Annotated in this window: 17 protein-coding genes and 1 riboswitch; of the genes, 4 read left to right on the top strand and 13 right to left on the bottom strand. The window is 61.2% G+C overall.

The features are described 5' to 3' along the window. Together NDB2M4_RS12580 and NDB2M4_RS12575 are read right to left on the bottom strand one after the other, a co-directional pair. A complete protein-coding gene (locus tag NDB2M4_RS12580) occupies positions 1-885 on the bottom strand; it encodes an ABC transporter substrate-binding protein (RefSeq protein ID WP_072375622.1) in 885 nt (294 codons plus the stop codon). Next, entirely contained in the window at positions 885-3,182 is a 2,298-nt protein-coding gene (locus NDB2M4_RS12575; protein WP_083556287.1) for a TonB-dependent receptor, read from the bottom strand. Before NDB2M4_RS12575 ends, NDB2M4_RS12580 begins: the two co-directional genes overlap by 1 nt. Positions 3,183-3,559: 377 nt before the next feature. Continuing rightward, a riboswitch (cobalamin riboswitch) is annotated at positions 3,560-3,764 on the bottom strand. A gap of 160 nt (positions 3,765-3,924) precedes the next feature. Between NDB2M4_RS12575 and NDB2M4_RS12570 the strand changes: the two genes are divergently transcribed. Further along, a complete protein-coding gene (locus NDB2M4_RS12570; RefSeq protein ID WP_072375620.1) occupies positions 3,925-4,626 on the top strand; it encodes a class I SAM-dependent methyltransferase in 702 nt (233 codons plus the stop codon). 251 nt (positions 4,627-4,877) lie between these two features. Here NDB2M4_RS12570 and NDB2M4_RS12565 read toward each other — a convergent pair whose 3' ends face one another. From NDB2M4_RS12565 to NDB2M4_RS12520, 10 genes are all read right to left on the bottom strand, one after another. Then, entirely contained in the window at positions 4,878-5,708 is an 831-nt protein-coding gene (locus NDB2M4_RS12565) for an energy transducer TonB (protein ID WP_072375618.1), read from the bottom strand. 16 nt (positions 5,709-5,724) lie between these two features. Then, complete coding sequence (gene exbD / locus NDB2M4_RS12560; RefSeq protein ID WP_072375616.1) at positions 5,725-6,219, bottom strand: TonB system transport protein ExbD; 495 nt, start codon at positions 6,217-6,219, stop codon at positions 5,725-5,727. A gap of 5 nt (positions 6,220-6,224) precedes the next feature. Then, on the bottom strand, positions 6,225-7,403 hold the full coding sequence (gene exbB / locus NDB2M4_RS12555) for a tonB-system energizer ExbB (protein WP_139247251.1): 1,179 nt from the start codon (positions 7,401-7,403) through the stop codon (positions 6,225-6,227). 13 nt (positions 7,404-7,416) lie between these two features. Beyond that, positions 7,417-8,697, bottom strand: coding sequence for a M16 family metallopeptidase (locus tag NDB2M4_RS12550; RefSeq protein ID WP_072375614.1), 1,281 nt, complete (start codon positions 8,695-8,697; stop codon positions 7,417-7,419). After that, entirely contained in the window at positions 8,694-10,031 is a 1,338-nt protein-coding gene (locus NDB2M4_RS12545) for a M16 family metallopeptidase (RefSeq protein WP_072375612.1), read from the bottom strand. The genes NDB2M4_RS12550 and NDB2M4_RS12545 overlap by 4 nt, the downstream gene beginning before the upstream one ends. 1 nt (position 10,032) lies before the next feature. Continuing rightward, complete coding sequence (gene trxA / locus NDB2M4_RS12540; protein WP_072375610.1) at positions 10,033-11,643, bottom strand: thioredoxin; 1,611 nt, start codon at positions 11,641-11,643, stop codon at positions 10,033-10,035. A gap of 38 nt (positions 11,644-11,681) precedes the next feature. Beyond that, positions 11,682-13,496, bottom strand: coding sequence for an ABC transporter ATP-binding protein/permease (locus NDB2M4_RS12535; protein ID WP_072375608.1), 1,815 nt, complete (start codon positions 13,494-13,496; stop codon positions 11,682-11,684). Between the two features lie 170 nt (positions 13,497-13,666). Further along, a complete protein-coding gene (locus tag NDB2M4_RS12530) occupies positions 13,667-16,525 on the bottom strand; it encodes a RodZ family helix-turn-helix domain-containing protein (protein WP_139247250.1) in 2,859 nt (952 codons plus the stop codon). Positions 16,526-16,781: 256 nt separating this feature from the next. Further along, the gene (locus NDB2M4_RS12525) at positions 16,782-18,038 is read right to left on the bottom strand and encodes a M16 family metallopeptidase (protein ID WP_072375603.1); all 1,257 of its coding nucleotides are present in this window, start codon (positions 18,036-18,038) and stop codon (positions 16,782-16,784) included. Positions 18,039-18,086: 48 nt separating this feature from the next. Further along, entirely contained in the window at positions 18,087-19,742 is a 1,656-nt protein-coding gene (locus NDB2M4_RS12520; protein ID WP_171988094.1) for an insulinase family protein, read from the bottom strand. A gap of 114 nt (positions 19,743-19,856) precedes the next feature. Here NDB2M4_RS12520 and NDB2M4_RS12515 point away from each other — a divergent pair, with 114 nt between their 5' ends. After that, positions 19,857-20,537 carry a glycosyltransferase gene (locus NDB2M4_RS12515; RefSeq protein ID WP_072375597.1) on the top strand — a complete coding sequence of 227 codons (681 nt, stop codon included), beginning with the start codon at positions 19,857-19,859 and terminating at the stop codon, positions 20,535-20,537. Here NDB2M4_RS12515 and NDB2M4_RS12510 read toward each other — a convergent pair. Beyond that, on the bottom strand, positions 20,534-20,803 hold the full coding sequence (locus NDB2M4_RS12510) for a pyruvoyl-dependent arginine decarboxylase (protein ID WP_072375594.1): 270 nt from the start codon (positions 20,801-20,803) through the stop codon (positions 20,534-20,536). The two genes, NDB2M4_RS12515 and NDB2M4_RS12510, sit on opposite strands and share 4 nt — an antisense overlap. A gap of 254 nt (positions 20,804-21,057) precedes the next feature. Between NDB2M4_RS12510 and NDB2M4_RS12505 the strand changes: the two genes are divergently transcribed. Beyond that, positions 21,058-21,798 carry an ATP-dependent DNA ligase gene (locus NDB2M4_RS12505; RefSeq protein ID WP_139247249.1) on the top strand — a complete coding sequence of 247 codons (741 nt, stop codon included), beginning with the start codon at positions 21,058-21,060 and terminating at the stop codon, positions 21,796-21,798. 69 nt (positions 21,799-21,867) lie between these two features. Further along, complete coding sequence (locus tag NDB2M4_RS20255) at positions 21,868-22,041, top strand: hypothetical protein (RefSeq protein ID WP_171988093.1); 174 nt, start codon at positions 21,868-21,870, stop codon at positions 22,039-22,041. Positions 22,042-22,182 lie beyond the last annotated feature (141 nt).

Genomic DNA, 22,182 nt, shown 5'->3' with positions numbered 1-22,182 from the left:
TTAGAAGCCGTCCCTGATGTGTAACTTGTTCGCTAGGTGCTCGATGCCATTGACCGTGCGCGGTCCAGGGATGAGCCACTCGGCGCGAGAGACGGTCCAAGCGTGACCGCGCTTCACTGCAGTGAGGTCGCGCCAACCTGCACGAGCCTTGAGGTCGTCCAGCTCCGATTGCGCTCCAGCGTACAGAAGGACATCGGGTGCCGAAGCAAGAATGGCCTCGGGTGAAACCTGAGATAGAACGGTGAGCGTCGGCAAGGCGAACTCGGCGCCTGCAATCCGCATAGCATCGCCAGTATATGTATTGGGGCGCGCAACAAGGAACAGGCCGTTGCCGATGCGCCCCGTGATCATCACCACGCGCGGCCGGATACGTCCGACACTCAGCCGCGCAGCTTCGGTCATCCGACGTTCCAAAGCCCTCGCGACGATCTCAGCGCGCATTTGCTGGCCCGTCGCGCGCCCGACGAGGCGCAGGTTTCCCATGACCTCGCTCATGTTGCGGGCGGTGAGCACGATGACGGGAATACCGAGACGACGCATCGGCTCGATAAGCTGATTTGCTGCCTGTCGCGCAGGCGTAACGATTACAAGATCGGGCTGCTGATCAACGATGGAATCGACAGAGAACCCGAGGCGCCCGCCGACGTGCGGCTTGCTTACTATCTCAGGTGGATAGCGCGTCATGGAGTCGATGCCGACGATCCTGTCGGCGAGGCCGAGCGCGGCGATGAGCTCGGTATTCGACGAGAAAACGGTCACGATCCGTTGCGGCTCGGCGGGGATATCGACGCGCCGGCCAAGCGCGTCGATCACGATGGTGTCCGCGCGCGGTGTCGCCGAGAACAGCGTGGTGGCCGCCACCAAAGCAGCGGCCACCCGTGACATTACCAGCGCCATTGCAGACCGGCTACGAATTCCCGTCCCGCCATCGACGTGCCGCAACCGCCGTTCTGCGAGGAGAGCTTCGCGATGCATGGCTGTTCATCGAGTGCGATGAAGATCGGGTGCTCGTTGACGTTGAGGATGTTATTGACGGCTGCGAACAGCTTGACGCCCTCCGTCAGCTCGATGTCACCACGAGTATTCCAGACCCAGAACGGATCTTTGCGGTGGATGTAGCTGGATGACGGCTCTGCGCTAGTAATGAGAGCTTCTTCCGTGTCATACCACATGGGCCCGCGCAGCAGGCCGACAACTTGGAACGACCAATCCCGGATTGTCGGCCCCGACTGGGCAAACCGAGTGCCGATCGAAAGCTCGTATTCGTAAATGCGCTGAGGATTATCCGTATTGGCCGATGCCGATGCGCCTTTATCGACCATGTCGAAATTATAGTAGCCATTAGAGAACAGGTTCCAACGCCAAGTCTTCGCATGCAGCGGTGTCTTGATAAGCCGCAGCATGTTCATGTCGAAACCGACTTCGACGCCCTTCACCTCTATATCGCCCGGGTTGTTGATGTAGTCGGAAGTTTGTGGAGAAACGCCTGCGCGCGTCTTGGTCGTGATGCGATCGTGGATGACGTTCTGGAAGACAGCTACGTCCATAGTGCCGAGCCAGCCGGAGACGTTGGCGCCAACTTCAACCTGTTCGTTGGTTTCCGGAGACAAGTCAGGGTTTCCGAACGTGCGCGTGCCGTTGAGATTTGTCGTCTCGGCGGCAAGCTCTGTTGCCGTCGGCGCGCGAAAGCCTGTGGACGTTCCCGCGCGCAGCACAATGCCTTTCGTGATCAGAAGCGTGCCACCGAGAGAGTAGGTTACAGCCTCATAGTCCTGTGACGTGTTGTTCTGGTTGGCGTAATTTGGTGTCCAATCGAATGTGGTCGTGCCTTTCGTGTAGCGCAAGCCGCCGCGCAGGCCGAGCATGTCGTCGAAGAAGGTCTGCGAGTCCTCGAAGTACAACCCGCTCACGCGGTCGGTCTGGTTGTTATCCTGCGGAGGCACCTGGGATATGCTCGCCCCGTTGAGGCCGATGCGATAGCGATCGGAACGCAGCGTGCTTTCCTCCCAATCCCAGCCGAGGAGCAGCTCATGTCCCTCCCAGGGCCGAACGCGAGGCTGTACGCGTATGCCTGCAATATCGAGCTCGCGGCGGTTGTGGTCTAGGGATGTGCCGGCGCTGTTGGGGGATGCCCATTTGAAGTTGTCGACATCCTCGACGACATAGCCCTGGGCAAACCACTGGAACAAGCCGTTCGACGTGCGGCCGTAATAGCTGGCATCGACGGATTTGTTGGTGCGATCGTCCTTGGCGTAGTAGTTCGCGGCCGAGCCGCGGAAGCCAGCATCATAGATGCCGTCAGTACGCACGTTGAATTCGAGGCGATGATTGTCGTTGATCTGAAAGCCGAGCGATCCGGTAGCACCGCGGCGCTCCCAGCTCGTGTTTTTCATCGTCGTTCCGCCTTCTCCGCTATGATAATCGTCGCGGGCACCTGCCGACGCGCCGACGTAGTAGTCGACGCCGTTTTCGACACCGCCCTGCTGCACCTTCCCTTGGCGAAGGCCCCACGAGCCGGCGCTGCCCTCAACCAGCGTCCCGGGAGCCGAGCGCCCGGTCTTCATGATGATGTTGATGACACCGCCGAGGTTCTGGCTTCCGTAGACGACCGAAGCTGGACCACGCACGATTTCGATGCGGTCGACATCGCCGAGCGACAGTTTGGAGAGATTGGCCGTGCCCGCACGATGGCCGTTGATGAGCACGAGGACCTGGCTGCGGAAGTCCTTGCCCTGTCCATCCGTCGCTGCGCCGCGAATGTTGATGGATGTCTGCCCCGGGGTCCACTCACTGAAGAACCCGACGGCGTTTTCGCGCAGCACCTCGGTGATCGATTGCGAATTCGATCGCTCGATAATCGCGCGATCGATGACCTGCACGGTGCCTGCCACTTTGCCCCTCGCTTCCGGGCGCCCGCCGGGGGTAACGACGTAAGTGTCCGATGAGACGGCGGAAGCAGAGGGGCCGCTCTGTTGCTGCGGGTTTGCGCGTGCAGCTGGTTGCTTTTTCTTTGTCGGAGCCTGCTTCTGCTTCGCGATCTCGTCTGCTTCGACATTTATGCCGGGCAGGACGATCGTTTCCTCGGTGCTCGAGACAGCGAGCACCTGAGCGCAAGCGGGGGTGGAGAGAAGGCTGGCCGCCGAGATTACGACGGGCAGATTGGGAACTCTAAATAGACGCATACAAGATACTCCAAACGCACACAGCACGACGTTTTTCGGGCCCTTGCCGAATGCGCTACGCGCATCCGATCAAGTGCTCGGTCAGTGGTGGCGCTGATGGCGCATGGGCCAGCGAGCACCACTTCGCAGGCTGGAAGAGGGGAATTCGGGTTGCGTCCGCGAAAAGGCGAGACGTGCGCGCGCCGTACCAAAACGGCGCACGCAACACTGCTCCGAACACGCGCTCGGAACACCCAATGGCGCTCAAGCCGCGCAAGAGGCGGCGATCACAAACCTACTGAAGTCAGAAGTAACCTTGCGTGAGCGTACCGAGTGTTCTCCAAACCTACATTCGGTCGCTGCTACGCTGCCGCATCGACTGCGCCACCCGCACAGTTGAAGAGCGACCATGCTCAGACAGGTTTCCTGGCTTGCGGCTTAAACGCTTCTCTGCACCTTCCCGGCAAAACTTGGCTCGCCAGTGGTATTTCGCAGAGAAGCTCGCCGCTTACAGTTGCGGGGGCAGCTGTGGCTTCGCGTTCGCTCACCACATTCCCTACCTGCAGCCGCGTTGGCTGCAGTATCTGAGCAGCGTGATTGGATAGTTGACGTGGGCTCATAGTCAACGCGGTCGAGCGCAGGAGATCGTGAATGATTAGAAGTGACGCAGTGAAGCAACACTTGCAGCGACGGCCGCAATAGGAGACGTCGGAGCGCGCGTAACGAATATCCACCCAATAGCAGCACGAGCGAAGATCGATCGATGAAGCCGTACCTGCATCTTGGCATCAGCCCAGCGGAATTCTGGCGCGCGGCCTTCGAACAGTCGACGCTTAGCAATCCCAGGCAGCATAGCGACGTCGAGGAGGAAGCGTTCTGGCAGAGCTACGCGCCTGAATACGACGTGCGCAGTCCGCTTGCCCGACTCGCGAATGAGGTGGTCGTCGACGTCATTGCCATGCTGCAGGCGAACGATCGTTTGCTTGAGATCGGCCCGGGAACCGGCGCATTTACGCGCCGGCTAGCACCGCATGTCGGGTCCATTACCGGCATCGAGCCGTCAGCTGCCATGCGGCAGACGCTTCTGCGTCATTGGCCGACAGCGAATGTTCCGAGGCTCGTTGCGCAAAAGTGGGAAGACAGTGCACCATCTCGTGCTGATGTAGTGTTCGTCGCCAACGCACTCTATCGGGTGCGCGAGATCACTGCTGCTCTTGAGAAGATGAGCCGATACGCTGATCGCCATGTCATTATCGTGCAGACGGTTGGGCGGCCGCACGCCAATCCGTTGATGCTTACAGCCAATGGTGTTGCCTACGAGCGCGAGCGCGCCGACGCGTTGTGTGATGTGCTGGATGCAATAGGTAAAGTCTATCGCGACAGAAGATATCTCGTGGATCGCGGCGATGAAGCGCCCTGCGAGGTTGCTCTGATCGACTGGCCATCGGGTCGGATGGATTCCTGATGGTGCTCGGCAACAACCGTGCACATCGACCGTTCTAGGTGGATACATCGGCCCCAAATCGCATTGCCGCGAACTGGCTCGCGCCGCTGAGGATGCCATCAGGGACGTCATCATCGGGCCCCGCGCCGTAACCAAAGACCGTGATCGGCCGCACCGACGGCGCCAGTCGGCGTCGCCTTGGGCGGCAGATCGCAGTTGGGGGCACCTCACGTCGGTGAGCTTGTTGCGTCGGCACTACCGGGCGCTCCCCATCACTTCTTGATTTGGAAGCGGATGGGGAGGGAGAAGGCGAACTCGAGATTGGCGAGGTCGGAGGGTGGGCGCGGGAAGGGGCTCGCGCGCGAAAGGACTTCCACCGCTTCCTTGTCGAGCATGGTGTGCCCGCAGCTCTTCTGCAGCCGGCCGGTGATCACCTTGCCGGAGCGGTCGATCGAGAACCACACCACGGCGACGCCTTCTTCCTTATTGTCGCGCGCCTCTGACGGATAGCGCTTATGCTTGTTGAGGTGCAGTGCGACCGCCTTCTCCCAGGTGATCTGCGATTGAGACGGCTTCGATGAGACGCCCTGCTTGGGTGCGACAGCCTTCTCCGCTGGCGGGGCCTCGACAGGCGGCGGCGCCTTTGCCTCCTGTGGGGCTGACGTTGCCTGCAGCACCGCCTCCTGCTTGGGACGCGGGTCTTCCTGCTCGACTTTCTCCTCGGGCTTGTCGACGTGCTCCTGTTTCTTCTCCACCACCACCTCGGGCGTCGGAGCGAGCGGTGACTCCGCCACGTTCGGCGTCTCGACGTCGGACTTTTCCTTCGCCTCCTGCATCGGCGCGACCGAGGTCGATGCCGGCGTCTCCTCCTGCGCCGGCCCGATGGCGAGGTTCACCTTCTCGGTCGGCGGCGCCATGGCGACCGGCGCCAGCTCGAGCATGAAGGAGCCCGCCGTCTCCTCAACTGTATCGTCCTCCTCCGTCCAGTCGGCGAGCGCCAACGCGCCCGCCGCCGCGTGCATCGACACCATCACGACACCGGCGAGGACCCAGCGGCGCATCCGCGCCGCCGACACTTCAAGCAACTCCAGATGCGCAATCATGGGATGACGCTCCAGGCTAGGGTGAAGGGAGAGAGGGTGAAGGGATCACAGGTTGTGGAGCTGCTGTAGCAGGAGATGGTGCAGCCCCCCCTGACGCAGGCGGACCTTCGAGGCCGACGAGCGCCACTTTGAGATATCCGGCAGCTCTGAGCGTATCCATCAGCCGGATCAGCTCGCCGTACGGCACCGTCTTGTCGGCACGCAGGAACAATCGCTTGTTGCGGTCGCTTTGCGTCTGCGCATCGAGCGCGGAGCCGAGAGAAGTCCACAGCACCATGTCGTTGCCGACCGCGAGCGACAGATCGGCCTTCAAGGTGACGAACAGCGGCTTGTCCGGCTTCTTCGCCGGTGCGGCCTGCGACACGGGCAGCTCGACCGGCACGTCCACCGTCGACAGCGGCGCCACCACCATGAAGATGATGAGCAGCACCAGCATCACGTCGATGAACGGCGTGACGTTGATCTCGTGGTTCTCGGTTGCCTCTTCGCTGTCTGAGAGCTTGCCGGCCATGACGCTTACTCCGCAGCTCTCAGCTCAGGGCGCACGCCGCGATCGAAGTCGCGCGAGGCTAGCCCCAGCACCAGCACCGAGGCATCGCCGACAAGGGCCTTGTAGCCGCCGATCGAGCGCGAGAAGTGATTGTAGATGATCACCGCGGGGATCGCCGCGACGAGGCCGAACGCCGTCGCCAGCAGCGCCTCGGCGATGCCGGGAGCGACGATGGCGAGGTTGGTCGTCTGCGCCTCCGAGATGCCGATGAACGAGTTCATGATGCCCCACACGGTGCCGAACAGGCCGATGAACGGCGACGTCGAGCCGATGGTGGCGAGAATGCCGGTGCCGCGGTTGATGTCGCGGCCGGCGGCGAGATCGACGCGGTCGAGGCGCGCAGAAATGCGCTCCTTGATGGCGTGCCGATCGGCGATGTCCCAGGAGGCACGCGTCTCGGCGAGCGCGGCCTGCAGCATCGCCGGCACGGCGCCGCGGGTGGAGGAGATGAGGTTCACCGCCTCGAGCAGCGAGTTGGCGGCGGCGAGCTTCTTCAGCTGATGGCGCAGCCGCCGCTTGGCGACGGAGAGTTCGATGGTCTTGGCCAGCCACACCGTCCAGCAGACGAGTGAGGCCGACAGCAGGCCGAGCATCACCCCTTTGACGACGATGTCCGCCTGCAGGAACATTCCCCACGGGGACAGGTCGTGCGGCTTGTTCGGGTTGTGCGCGGGCGCCGCCGACGCAACCGGCGTCGCCGACGCGACTGGCGGAACGACAGGTGCCAGTACAGGGTCCGTCGCCGGCGCTGCGTTACCCGCTGCGGGAGACGCCGCGAAGCTCGGCATATGCGCTTCACCCGCGGGTGGCGCAGTCGACGGGATGTTGGGAGAAGTAACTTGCGCCGCGGGGCTAGATGACGTTGGCGTCGTTGGCGCTGCCGCCTGAGCCGGGCTCGTCGCCGCAGGGGCCGTGGGTGCTGCCGGCGTAACGCTCGGGGCCATCGCCGCAGGAGCGGCGGCACTGGGAACCGTGACCGTCGGAGCCGGGCCAGCTTGCTGCACCGGAGCGGCCGGCGCCGCCGCTTCCTGCGCGTGCGCAACGCTACAGCCGGCAAGCAATAGCGCTGCAACCAACAGCAATCGAGGATGGCAGATATGGGTCGTCTGGCTCATGGCATCCTTCTTGTCTTCACGCTTGCGCACCTACGAATAATCATCACGCCGCCGACGCCGATGCTTGCGGAGCGACGTGCTCCGCACCCAGCGACGGCTTACCGACGACTGTGACGATAAGGTTCTCCGGCCGCAGCAACTCGGCTGCGACACGCTTAACGTCGGCGAGCGTGACTGCCGCGACCATCGCGTTGCGGTTCGCCACGTACTCAGGCCCGAAGCCATCGAGACGCAGTCCCAGCAACTGGTTCGCGATCTTGGCGCTGGCGTCGAAGGCGAGAGGATAGGAGCCGATGATCGCGCTCTTCGCCTTGGCGACCTCATCCTCTCCGATGTCGCCCGCGGCCATCTTCGCGAACTCGGCGCCGATCACCTCCAGCGAAGTGCCGATCAGGTGATTGCGCGTCGCTACCGAGCCTTTGAGGATCGAGGCGCAGCGCATCGGCACGATTGACGTCGACACCCCGTAGGTGAGGCCGCGCTTGACGCGCACTTCCTCCATGAGGCGGCTTGAAAAAGAGCCCCCGCCGCCGATGAAGTTGAGCACCACCGACGCCATGTAGTCGGGGTCCTTGCGCGCAAGCGCGGTCATTCCGAACACGGCCACCGACTGCGGCACATCCATCTCGATGATCGAGCGGCGTCCTGCCGGCAGCACGCCCACTGCGCCAGGAACCGGCAGCTGGGTGTCGTCAGGTAAGTCACCGAACACCTCGTCGAGCAGCTGCCCCAACTCCTCCGCAGTGACGTCGCCGACGGCCGTAACCTTGAGCGTGCGCTTGCAGAAGGCGCGGCGGCGATAGAACTCCATGTCGTCGGCCATGACGGCATCGACGCTTGCGAGCGTCCCCACGATCGGCCGCGCATAAGGGTGACCGGCGAAGGCTACAGCGTCCCATTCGGCCGCTGCCACCTTATCGGGCTCTCGTGCCGCCCGCGCGATGCCGACCTTGAGGCGCTGCCGCGTACGTGCGACGGCGTCTGCATCAAAGCGCGGCTCCATGAGCGCGAGGCGCAACAGCGACGCTGCCTCCGCGCGGCTCTCGGTCAGCACTTCGATATTGCCGAAGAGCGCATCCCTTCCGGAGCGGAACCCGATGCGCAGGGCTAGATCTTTGACCCGGTCCTGGAACGCGGTGGCGGTCAGCTCGCCGGCGCCTTCAAGCAGCATCTGCGCCAGGAAGTTGGCCGTGCCTTCCTTGCCGACCGGGTCCTGCATGCTGCCGCCGTCGAAGGCGAAGCGCAGCGCCAGCATCGGCACGGCATGTTCCTCGACCAGCCAGGCGTCGATCCCCCCGGGGCTCTTTATCGTTTCTATCTTCATGGTGCCGAAACCTGCCTGGGCTGAGCGCTGCGCGCGTTTGTGATCTCCGGCAGCAGATGGCCGGTCACCGAGCGTCGGATGTCGAGATGCGTCAGGGCGGCCGCCTTGACGTCGTCCGTCGTCACCTGGCTGATTGCCGCTGGCCATCCTTCGATCTCGGAGATGGTGCGGCCTACCGACAGTGCCCGGCCGTAACGCTCGGCGAGCTTTTCCTGCTCATCGCTTTCGAAGGTGTATGCCGCCCTGAGCGAGCGCTTGGCGCGATTGAGCTCAAGCTCGGTCACGCCATTCTCGCGCACCTCGTCGAGTACCGCATCGACGGCTGCCTCGACGTCGCCGAGATCCCTATTCGGCAGTGCCACTGCCTGCATTTGGATGATGCCGGAATCGAAGCCACCGCCGAAATAGCCGCCACTCGCGCCGGCCGCGACCTTGTCCTCCACTACCAGGCGACGGAACAGGCGTCCGGTCGCGCCATCACCGACGATCACCATCAACAGACTGAGTGCCAATGCGGCGCCAGATTCGGCGGTGGCATAGCTCGGCGTCAGGTAACTGCGCTGGAAGGTGGCGTTGGCGACGCGCTTGTCCTGCAGCGTGATGCGGCGCGCCACCTCGTGCGGCGGCTCCTTCGCGCGATCCCGGCTCGCAACTGCCGGATTGGCCGGTATCTTGCCGTAGCTCGCCACCGCAAGATCGCGAACCTCATCCGGCGTCACGTCGCCGGCAACGACGAGGATGGCGTTGTTCGGCGCGTAGTAGCGCTTGTAGAAGGAAAGCGCGTCCTCGCGCGACAGCTGTGCGATGTCGTGCGCCCAGCCGATCACCGGAAGACGGTAGGGATGCGCCAGATAAAGCGCGGCGTTCATCTGCTCGCTGAGCCGCGCGTTGGGGCTGTTGTCGTAGCGCGAGGCGCGTTCCTCGATGATCACGTTGCGCTCGGTTGCGACTTCCTCTTCGGTGAGCCGGAGATTGACCATGCGGTCCGCCTCCATCGCCATCATCTGGCCGAGATGCTCCTTCGCGATCCGCTCGTGATAGACGGTCACGTCCTGACTGGTGAAGGCATTGAGCTGTCCGCCCAATTCCATGACGATCTTCGGGAAGGCTCCGTCGGCGATCTTCTCCGTCGACTTGAACATCAGGTGCTCGAGAAAGTGCGCCAGACCCGAGCGGTGGCTCGGTCCGTCCGCCGCGCCGACGCGGTACCAGACCATGTGCGTCACCACCGGTGCACGGTGATCGGGAATGACGACGGCGTCCATCCCGTTCGCCAGCTTGAACTGCACCGCGCGGCGTTCGGGAGTAACTCCCTGGGGTGTAGGAGCGAGCATCTCAGCCTGCCTTTTCAAGCTGCGCGTCCCGCGCAACGTCGTTGACCTCGGGGAGCAGCCAACCGGTCACCGAGCGGCGCCTATCGAGATAGACGTTGGCGACGCGCTTAATATCCTCGGTCGTCACCTTGGCGAGCGCGGCCGGCCAGTCCTCGAGTTCCTCGAGCGAGCGGCCGATAGCCAGCGCCGTGCCGTAACGCTCCGCCAGCACCTCATTATTGTCGACACGATAGATGTCTTTGGGGGGCGTCAGCGCCTGCTTGGCGCGCTGCAGCTCGGGCTCGCTGACGCCGTTGGCGCGGATATCGTCCAACACCGCATCGACACCATCCTCTACCGCTTGAAGGTCGCCGGTGGTTTCCCCCAGGACTGCGATGTACATCGCGCCGGAATCGGTCGCCGAGCCGGAGTAATCACAGCGGATCCTAGGCACCAACTTGCCTTCGGCAAGCTGCCTATGGGGCCGGCCGGTCTTGGAATCCCTGAGTATCTGTGCCAGCAGCTCCAATGCCTGCGCCTCGCCGGGCTTTGCCGTGACGTAGCTAGCCACACAGTAGGTGCGCCAGAACTCAGGATTGCGGACCCGCTCATCCTTCACCGTGATACGGGGCACAGCAACGTCGAGCGGCAGCGGCGGTCGCGAACGCTCACCGACTTCGAGGCCCGCCGGAATCTGGCCGTACGTCTCTTCGGCCAGTCGCGCCACCCCCTCCGGCGTGACATCGCCGGCGACGACCAGAACCGCGTTGTTGGGCGCGTAGTAGCGCTGGTAGAACCGCATCACGTCCGCGCCCGACAGATTGGCGAGGTCGTTTGCCCGGCCGTACAGCGGGTTGCCGTACGGGTGCGCGCCATAGAGCGCGACTTTCATCTCATTACTGAGGAGCACCGACGGACCGCCGTGGGCGTGGCCCTCGATAACGACTTGTCGCTCTGCTGCAACCTCGTCGTCGGTGGGCCGCAGCTGGGTCATGCGGCGTGCTTCCATCTGCATCAGCGACTTGAGCTGATCCTTGGCGATACGACGATGGTAGGCGGTGACGTCGTGGGTGGGGTAGACCTTCGCGAATTCGCCAACGGCGCTTTCCTCGCAAAACTTGAGCATCAAGTGCTCGAGTAGGGTCGCGACGCCGGAGAAACTCGCCGGCGCGTCGGCGTTGCCAACCCTGTAGAAGATCATATGCGTGACGGCAGGCGCGCGGTGATCGGGGATGACGACGACGTCCATGCCGTTCGCGAGCTTGAACTTGGTGGCGCGGGGCTCCACAGCCCCGGTCGCCGACGCGACGGCGAGCAAGGCGTCAATCTGCGCTTCGAGCTTCGCCTTCACCGGCAAGCTACCCATGTGCTTCCCCACCGGCTTGCCGTCCCTGAACAATATGAGCGTCGGCATCCCGCGGATGGCGTACTTTTCCTTGACGGCGGGGTTCTGGTCGACGTCGAGCTTCACCACCTTGAGCTGGGCCCTCCTCTCCGCGGCCACCTGGTCAAGCGCCGGCGCCATGGCTTTGCAGGGGCCGCACCACTCGGCAAAGAAATCGACCAGCACCGGTTCGGTAGATTGCAGAACTTCGCTCTCGAACGTTGCGTCAGAAACTGCACTTGCGGTCATCTGCTTTGCTTTCGATGGTGATGAGCTGAAACTGAAGTCTAGACGGCGGACCGCTGCGATGGCGGCGAGTCCGACGTGTGTGCAAGGTAACGTTCGATTGACATGACCTCGCCGGTGCCGTCGGTCCGCAAGTCGAGGACAAAGTCGTGATAGCCGTACAACGAAGCGCGGTGGCCGACGCTGATTAGGGTTATGCGACGCGACAGGAGCTGCGCGTAGAGCCGGCGTTCCGTCTTGACGTCGACGGCGCTTGTCGCCTCGTCGAGAAAGATGAATTCGGCACCGCTCAAGTAAGCGCGCGCAAAGCCGATGCGCTGTTGCTCGCCAAGGGAAAGGATGCGCCCCCAGTCGGCTTCCGCGGAGAGGTCCGGATGGCGTTGCACCAATTCTTCCAGGCATGCCTCGCGAAGAGCGTGGACGATCTCTTCATCGCTTGGCGCAACCTGCGCATTACCCGGATAGAGCAGCTGCTGCCGTAAAGACCCAAGCACCATGTAAGGGCGTTGCGGGAGGTATACTGTCCTGTCCTCGGGGGGCGAATGAACCGTCCCGTGCCCAACGTTCCATAGGCCCGCTATAGCGCGCAGCACCGAACTCTTGCCTGTGCCGGTCGGGCCGCTGATCAACAGGCTGGTCCCCTTGCGCACTTCCACGCTCAAGTTGGAGAAGAGGATTCTCTCGCCGCCCGGCGTGCTCAACGTGAAGCTGTCAAAGCCGATCACGTCGTCCCGCACCTTGCGGCTGAGATGACCGATATGCTGGGCCTGGCTGTGGGTGCCGATGGTGGCGTGCTTCTCGCGGATCTCCGCCACGCGCACCACATGCGGAACGGCCTTGATCATCATGGGGATGAATTCAATGAAGCTGCTGACCGATACATTGATCATCGTCGCCGCACTGGTTGCGGCAGCGATGACACCAAATTCGATCTGCCCGGAGAAATACAGCGGCACGACCAGAAGTGCCGGCAACAGGCGCCACACCAGACCGACCGAGCTTGTCGCCACGGATACGACCGCCTGATAGCGCAGCAATGCCCATTGCGTAGCGATGGCGCGCGCAAGCCTTTGGGTCAGATGCACACGCTCGCCGTTCTCACCGCGATAGAAGGCGATGGTCTCGGCATTGGTGCGCACGCTGAGCAGACCGAAGCGCAGGTCGGCCTCCGCGACGGTCGAGTCCCAGTTCTGCTTGATGGTCGGCTTGTTGATGAAATACGTGAGGAAGGCATTGACGGTGCAGTAAGCGAGAGTGGCAACAAGCAGCGGCATCGCAATGGTCGCCAAAATCGCCACCTGCACAGTGACGTTCATCGAGGTATTCAAGATGTTGCTTGGAATACCCGTGAACGCGTCGATGACGGGCTTTACCTCCTCCTGGATGCGCTGATCCGGATTGTCGATGTCGCCGTCGAGCGTAATCGCATAGTAGGTGCGATGCCCCAGATATTCGTCCATGAGGCGCGCCGTCATCCAGCGCCGCCAGTCAGTCTTGAGATAGCCTTCTACGTAAGTGGCGAGAATCGTTGCGGCGAGAACAGCACCACCCAGCCCAATATATTTTAGCGTCAGGCCCCAATAGCCCGCCGCATCCTTTGCGACGACCGCATTGTTGATCTCTTTATAGAGCAGCGTCGTCATCCCGCCGGCTGCCGTAGCGGCGAGGCCGAGGCCAATCAACAGGGCCAGGAGGACGTAGGATCTGCTGCCGCCTTTGCGCGTCCAATAAGGACGGCAGAAATCCCAGATCCGACGGAAAAACAGGCGGTCGAGTTTGCGCGATCTGGGATCGTTTTTCACGCCCGACGCCAGGGAAGCATGACCTGCCGGATGCTGCGGATCATCGGGTGTCATACGATCTCCCACATTAGTAGTCCTTGCACCGGAATATCCTGACCTGTTCCGTCTCTCGTATGACTTTGGCGAGCCCGACCAGGAAGCGCCTGGGACGGGCTCGCCATTTGGCACGGGGAGCCAAAGCAATCAGGACGCCTGGAACAATTGTCGCGTCCCGGATTCAGACATCAGAACCTCAGCGCCGAGCCGAGCCAATAACTCCGGCCAAGCACCCATGGAGCGTCTTGCGCCGTTACCGTCTGCTGGGTGCTGTTGGTGATATTGTTGATGCTGAACTGAATCGCGGCCTGCTCGGTGACATTGATCTGTCCGTTCACATCGAGTTTGAGCGACGCCGAATACTTTCTATCCTTGTAATAACTGCAACCATTGTCACATATCGCGGAGACCTCGTGCCCATCGACGATGTCGCCGGTGTAGACTAACTCGTTTGTGTCGTAGACACCTTGGAAGCCGAGATTGACACCGGCACTGAAGTTCAACTCCAGGAGATCGTTGAACCAGACAGTGGAGAGCGTGGCGCCAAACCGGACGGGAATGTCCAAATTGCCGGTGACCGTAGTAAACTGCTCGGAGCGATATTCGTTTCCGTTATAAAACATCCCGTATTCCTGGTAACCATCTCCATTTGCATCCGACGAAAGGAGATAATTGTCCTGGGATGTGCGCTGCTTGGACCAGGTTACATTGCCCGTAATCGCAGCAGCATTGAGATTGTAGGAATTGCGCAGCCCGCTCCACTCTTTCGTGTACTCCGCCGACGCCGATTGATAGAAACTTTCGCCGTCGTTGGTCGCTATATAACCAGTGCAGCTAGAATCGCATTCGGTAGTTCCAAACTGGTCGCGGCCATAGCGCTCAAGATACCTGAAGCGCCACTTTCCGTGAAATAGAGGATCGGCTACGCCTACAGAACCGGTGAACTCGTCCGTATAAGGCGTATTCAAGCCGGTTACCCTGTAGGTTTCGCCACCATAAGTCAGGCTCGGAGTATCTTGGAATGCACCCGGCGTTGTTCCGGAAATCGGATCGCGTACGTAATACTGAGCACTCGGCATCTGATCCCGGACGGCATAGTACAAGGTCTCGCCGATATAATAGCGGTTATAGCCGGCCGTGAAGCTAAGCCCGTCGAGCGGGGTGAGGGTGCCCACCAGTCGGGGCGCGAAATTATTATTCTTCAGATAGTCATCGTAGTCGTGGCGAACGCCCGCGCGGACATTGAACCAATTCCAGGTCTGGTCGAGCTCCGCGAATGTATGCGTTGCGTTGACAGTGGCGGAGATGTCTCGCGCCGTGTAAACGGTATAGCTATTAATGTACTGGCTCGGATCGCACAGGTACTCCGGCTCTCCTTCAGCGCAAGTGAACGAGCCAGTCCTGACCGACGTGGCGCGCGTGAAATCGCCAAGTTGTGCGTTGCGCCCATCGTATTGCTTAACCTCAGTTCCCACCTTGAAGCTTCCAAGCAGAATGTCGCCTGATAGAGCTAATTGGGCACCAAAATCAGTTTGGCTCTGAAGCGAGTTGCCGAAGCCTCCATAATAGCAGCCGAATATCGTTTGCGTGCCTGTATACGTCGCGGGGCCAACGCCGGGGCACCCATCAATAGGATCGCTGCTATGAAACGTCTCCTGCCATGTACCTGTAACAGGATCAAATGCCCCTTGTTGTACGCGCTTCAACCGCAACGCGTTGCCCGATGAATTATTCTCGGTAACGCTGGTGTTGTAAAATGCGCGGCTTTTCAGATTGAGGTTCCCAAGGCCGATAGTTTCGATTTTCACCCCGGCAATGCTTGTTTCGTGCTCAAGCTTGGTAGACTGCGACTTCGTATTTATGTCGATGTAGATGTCACTGGCCTGTGGCCATTCCCAATGCTGAAAGTACTCGGTGCGCGAGGTGTCCAATGTGAACTTGCCGATATCCGTTCGCGCCGTAGCCGCGAAACGAAAGAATATATTGTCGGAATAGTCTTCCGCGTCGACATTACCGTACTGAACGTATTTTGGCATGCTGGACTCGGCTTGCTTGCGGCTCGCCTGCGCAATGAATGCAAAGTCGCTGGTAATTGGAGCTCCCACCGAAACCGCAAGGGTAGACTTCTCATAGGAAGGAGCGGCCCGGTTGCTAGGATTGGTGCCATCCGGAGTCGCCAGGATATAGTTTGCGAAATCGCTGGTATCACGGCTGGCGGAGACCGAAGCGTGATAGCGGTCGGTCGGCGGGGCCAAAAGATCATAAACGACCACGCCGCCTTGGAACTGGCCGTATTCCGCGGAGGCATTGCTGTCGACGACAGTAGCCGTACCGATGAACTCCGCTGGCACATAGATGTTCTGCGGGCTCATGCCAAAGACGGATGTGTTTCCGCCGGCCGGGCCATACTCATCCAGATTACCACCATCGCTATTTTGGGGGCCGGTAATGTTGGTGATTGATACCCCGTTGAGGATGAAGTTGTTCTCATACGTGCGGCCGCCGCTGATCGACAGCAGTGCCGGTTTCGTATCGACGGTTTTGGTTGAAGTCGCGCCAGGGTTATAGTCGTTACTGTTCTGGTACTGAACGTTCGGCAGGTTGCGCATGAACGTGTTGGCGTCACCGCCGCCGTCGGTCCGCATCTGCACGTTGTTGGCGTCGAAGGTCGTGGTGCCTGTGTCGCTCTTCGCCGCCGTCCCCAACGTGACGCCGGGAGGCGGCGCTTCCGACTGTACCGGCGCGCTGTCCGACGCGGTCGTTACGGCGGCTTTGTCCTTGGCCTTTGCCTTCGCCGGTTTCTTCGTCTCTCCGTCAACGACCAGCTCCGGCAAGGTCGACGTCCCCGGCTCGGCAGGCGCACTTGGTGACGAGGACGGGTCTGCAGGCGTCACGGCTTCCGTTCCCATTGCCGGAGTGGGCGACTGACTTGAATTCTCAGGAGATTGTTCCGTCGGCGCCTGCTGCGCGGCAGCTTCCGCCACCCCCAGCGCCAGAACGCACGCCACCACACGCGCCCCCCGGCGCGCGTACGCATACCCACTCATTACTGTCCCCCAACTCAAACGCTACGCAGACGCCGCAACGACGCGGCTTCTGACTGGGACTTTAAGGAGCGGACAGCTTCGCGCTAAACGACGGAAACGTCATAAGGCGTTCATGAACAAGGTGAGTAAGCTTAGTGAACGGCGCCGGCGGAGTCGTTTCTGATCGATCCAAGGTCACACCTGCCTAAATTCTGGGCAGTCTCTGTGCCCCGGCGCCGGAAAGATCGATGGTGCGGTGAGTCGTCGCACCTATCGATTAGGCGTTTCGCGGCGGCTGCAAAGTTGGGGTGCCAGCGATGGATATGATGAGGTTACCGGGATCGAGCAGATGTTTTGCCACGCGCTTCAGATCGCCGAGGCTGACCGCTGCGATCGTGGCCTTACGGGTTTCGAAAAAGCCGGGGCCGAACCCATCCATCGAATGATCAAGCAGCTGCGCGGCAATCTTACTATGAGAGCCGAACGTCAGAGGATAAGACCTAGTGAGATAGCTCTTGGCATCGTCCAGCTCCTCCTGGCTGAGGTGACCATCCGACAGCTTCTGCATTTCATCGCGAACGATTTGCAGCGATTGACTAACCGTATCGTTGCGCGTCGCCATCCTGCCTCGGAAGACCGCCGCATGCTGGCGACGCTCCAGCCAAGTACTGGCAAAATGCACGAGGCCCCGCTTGACGCGTAGCTCCCTGATGAGCCTGGATGAGAAGCCGTCACCACCAAAAATGTGGCTCAGCACGTGAGCCGGAATGTAGTCCGGGCTATCGTACGACACCGCTCCCATGCCGAACGTCACGACCGATTGCGGCACATCCATTTCCGCGACGCGTAGCCGGCCGCCCGTCACCGGACTGACTTTCGAGACCTCCACGAGATCCGCATTGGCAGGCAGGTCGCCGAACAAACGATCCAGGAACACTCCAAGCTCATCGACAGTGATGTCGCCCACGGCGACGACCTTTAGTCTATCCTTGGCAAAGACGCGCTTGCAGTAGCTCCGCAGGTCCTCGGGAGTGATCCGGTTGACCGACGCCTCGGTGCCATAGATCTCCCGTCCGTAGGGATGGCCTGCGAAGGCCACGGCGTTCCATTGTGCGTTCGCGACAAGATGCGGTGCGCGAGCCTCTCCCCCATGGAAGCCGAGCAGCCGCCTGCGCGCGCGCTCAACGGTTTCCGCATCGAAACGCGGCCTCGTCAGAGCAAGGTTGACAAGCTCTGCGGCCTCGCTGCGCGTCTCACTAAGCGCTTCGATGCTTCCGGAGACGGCATCAACACCCGGCACGAACTCGACACGTATGGCGAGGTCCTCGACCCGCTGCTGAAACTCAACCGCCGTCAAGTCCCCGGCCCCCTGCTGAAGCATGAGCGCGACAAAATTCGTAAGCCCTTCCTTGCCAATGGGGTCCTGGGAAGCTCCGCCCTTGAACGCATAGTGCAGCACGAACATCGGCGCGGCGTAGTCTTCGACGAGCCACGCCTCGATGCCGCCGGGGCTCGTTATGGTTTGAACGTCCATTGTCTTAGCCCAACACCAGATCGCGACTCAAAGCAGCCGAGCTCGACATCAAATATGCCTTCGCGCGGCTGCTGATGCCTGGATTGGACGAGCGTTCCTGCCTTCTCGCCTGCAGCACAACCAGCCCGTCACTGAGCGACGCGCGATGAGGTATTTCGTGGCAACCTTCGCGATGTCGGCAGCGGAAACCCTCGAAATGGCAGCTGGTCGGTCTTCGGCGTCCTTAATGGTGAGACCGAGCGCTGCCGCCCACCCGTAGCGTTGCGATAGAGTGAATTGGTCAGCGCTGCCGTAGATGTAGCCGGCAACCAAACTTCTTTTGGCGCACGCGAGTTCTTCCTGTGTAACTCCGTTCTTGCGGATGTCCTCGATTACTTCGTCGACGCCAGCCTCGATCGCGCTCAAGTCACCGTCAGTTGCCAACGCCATTAGCTCCAGCTCGGCGGCCTCGAGCGTGTTGCCGAGGTAGTTACCCGTAACTGAGGTTGAAATCTTGTCCTCGATGACAAGCTTGCGATAGAGTCGGGATGTGATGCCGCGTGCAAGAATTTTGGCAAGCACCTCCAGTGCCTCCGTTTCGCCGCGCGCTGCCGTTGCTGAGCCTGGAAGAGAATAGGTTCGGTAAAATCGCGCTGTTTTTGAATGCGTCGCCTCGAGCGTCACGCGGCGGGCGGCAATCTGCGGGGGTTCTTTTAGCCGAGGACGTTGCGCAACGTTGGGATTTGCTGGGATCCTGCCAAAAGTCTCGTGCGCAAGCTGTTTCACTTCTTCGGATGTCACGTCGCCCGAAACCACAAGAATGGCCTTGTTAGGCGCGTAGTGAAGCTTATGAAAGCGCTGCACGTCCTCGCGCGAAAGCCGAGCGAGCTCGCTAGGCAAACCGAAGACCGGCCGACCGTAAGGATGGGCTCGGTAGAGCGCCGCATTCATCTCGTGGACAAGGCGAGCACCGGGATCATTCGCCATCTCAGAGCGACGCTGCTCCAATATCACTCCACGCTCGCTGGCCACCTCGTCATCGGTAACGTGTAGGTTGATCATGCGATCAACTTCCGACTCCATAGCCATCTTCAGCTGATCTCCGGGAACAGACTGCCAAAACACAGTCGCATCCCGGTAGATGAACGCGTCCGCCTGTCCACCGAGCCGCAAGATGGTCTTTGAGAAGTCACCATCGGTGATCCTGTCCAGCGACTTGAACGTCAGGTGCTCGACTAAGCGGGAGATTCCCGAGAAATCCTTCGGATCGTCGGCAGCGCCTACTCTGAACCAGACCATGTGTGTGACGACCGGAGCGCGATGGTCAGGAATAACCACAACCTCCATGCCGTTCGCCATCTTGAAATGGGTGGCGGATCGGGCGATGGAGATTCTCCGCGTTGCCAACGCGAGAATGAGCGCGCCGGCGATCCATTCCCTGAGTTCTGCCTTCGACGACAAGCCTCCGAGCCTGCGCGATACGGGCTTGCCGAACTTGAATAGAATATGCGTCGGCAGCCCGCGCACCCCATACTCATCTTTCAACGTAGGGTGCTGGCCCACGTCGACTCGCACGACTTTGATCGTTCCCGCCATTTCGTTGGAGAGGTCGTCCAAAGCCGCGTGGGACGGGGCATGCTCAGCAGAGAATTCTACCAGGACGGGTATCGCGGCTCCCAGCACCTCCCGTCCGAACGTCTTTTCGGATACGGCAGCTAGCGGCATTAACTCTCCTCTTAGGCCGACCCCGACCCGTCTCTCCATGCAGAGTACGCACATTGTAAGCACAAATACGGCGGCGCTTCTCCGTCGTCAGGCTTTCTAGGACAGCTGCGGGTCGTGCACGAGCGGGTGCATTTCCTCGGCTTGCGAAGCGATGTTGAAGGAATCCTGGCCGACCTTGACGTGGCGGTGCAGGCTTCGCTGAGCGAGAATCTTGGCGGCACGATCGAATCCCTGCTCATGCAGTGCCCGACGGTCGCGACACGCACTGGCGGCATGGTGGATGCAGTGCGTGACGGAGAGACAGGCGTGCTCGTGCGCCCACTCGATCCAGGCGATCTTGCCGACGGTATTTTGCGCATGCTCGCCGATTACGTGCAAGCACGGACGATGGCGCAGCGCGGACGTCAGCTCATGCTCGACAAATTCACGCTTGAGCGAACCGTCGAGAGCCTCGATGCTACCTACGCGCGGCAGCTTTCCCGGGGCAAAGGTTATCGTTCTGCTATCTCGCTCATGCGGTTACTGATTGCGGTTCCGGTTTTCGGCTGGCTGGCTGCGCGTCTCGCTTGGGACACGATTTTTTTGCCCGGCCGGGACGCTCGGCAACTGAGGAAGATCCACGATGCGCAGGTCAAGCTTGGAAAGAAGCTGGCCAGCCAGGATGCGCAGGTTGGGCTCGCTCGGGGGCTGGCCTATGTGCTTTACGGCGGCGCTCGCCGACTGATGGCTGGCAGCAAGTTGCTACAGCGTTGGGATATATGGTTTGCGCGCGTTAGGGGCCGGCGCAGCGCCTAGCGTTCCCCAGGTAGCAGGGTGGCGAGACCCTTCTCACACTCCAGTTCGACGCAATTTGGCGGCATGATAGAAGAGATAGTGACGATGTTCTGCTGCTCGATGTCCGCCTCCGGCAGCGCCAGCTCAAATGCCGTCAGCCGCGCGCGAGGACGCCGACACCGCGCGTCAGAAAGAAGGCTTTCGGACAAGCTGCATTGAATGATTCTCCCAATAAGACGACCGGCGTGCGTTGTGACCTTTTTCACTTTGAAAGAGCGGGGTTGCATGCCGCGCGAGTTCGCATTTTCGCGGCATCCCGCGGTCCAATATGGACGATCCTGAAGCCTCGATGAGCGCGCCGCAATCGGGGCATTCAAGTTTAAAGGCCTCGGGCCACTCGTCATCCCACCCCATGCCGCAACAGCGGTAGGACATTCGCAGCCAGATACGCATATGCTTCGCCACGCGGACACCTCTCGACAGGCACTGACACCTGAGCGCTAGAGTGATTCGCAATTTGCAAGCAAACCGAGCTAAGTCCTTGCCACCGCGACAGCCGCCGTCGAAGCCCCGCCGTTCCACGCACCGTTCGCCCGCGCGCTTTCTCGGCCGCATGGCGGAAGGCGTGAGGGCGGCGATCTTCCCGGGTTTCGTCGATCCATGCGTGCCGATCGAGCGCAAGGCGCCACCCAGCGGGGAAGACTGGCTGCACGAGATCAAACACGACGGCTATCGCGCACAGGCTCATTTCCACGACGGGGAGGCGGCCGTGTTCACACGCCGCGGCAACGACTGGGCCGCACGCATGCCGACAGTCGCCGCATCCGTTCGAGCGCTGCCCGTCAACAACGTCATCCTCGACGGTGAACTCGTTGCCGTCGATGCTAAGGGGCAAGCGGTGTTCTACGAGCTGCCCTCGGCCATGACCACCAAGCCGACGCGGGTCAAGGCGGGTCTCATCTATTACGCGTTCGACTTGCTGTATCTCGATGGCTTCGATTTGCGCGATGCTCCGCTGACCGACCGCAAACGTGTGCTGCAGACACTGCTCGCGAGCGCCAGCGGCGTGCAGTTGATCAAGTATGTCGACCACATCCGCGGAGATGGCGATCTCGTCTTCGAGCATTCGTGCAAGCTGGGGCTCGAAGGCATCGTCTCGAAACGGACTGACAGCACCTATCGGTCGGGTCGGTGCAGTAACTGGGTGAAGGTGAAGTCGCCGCAGTGGCGCGAGCGCAACCGCGATCGCTTCGAGAGGATGACCGGGCGGCGGGACGGCTAAAGCCACACTTCCGCTTGGCGTGAACAGAACAGGAACTATTGTCGTGCCATTAGGTCAAAGCGGGGCGGCATGCAGGTGTACGTGTTCAGACGGGAACGCGAAGTTGCACTGACGCTGCATCGGGACGGCGGCAATCTGCCCGGAGGCGTGGTGTGGGAGCGGAACTGCGTTATCGCGGCGGCGGGCCTGCGAGATGACATCGTAGAGGTGATCGAGAGCGTCGGCTTTTTCGTGTGGGCATGAGGTATGAAATGGATCGCGACCAAGACGAGCGGATCCGCTATGACATCGCCTATGCCATCAGCACGACGGCGCTTCGCCCCCCGGACGCGCAATCCGATAGATAATGACCGTGACGGCGCCTTTGCGGCACAAAAGATCCTC

The organism is Hyphomicrobium sp. NDB2Meth4, assembly GCF_900117445.1.
In the GTDB taxonomy this organism is placed as follows: Bacteria; Pseudomonadota; Alphaproteobacteria; order Rhizobiales; family Hyphomicrobiaceae; genus Hyphomicrobium_A.
This window is presented reverse-complemented; position numbering and strand designations above follow the sequence as displayed.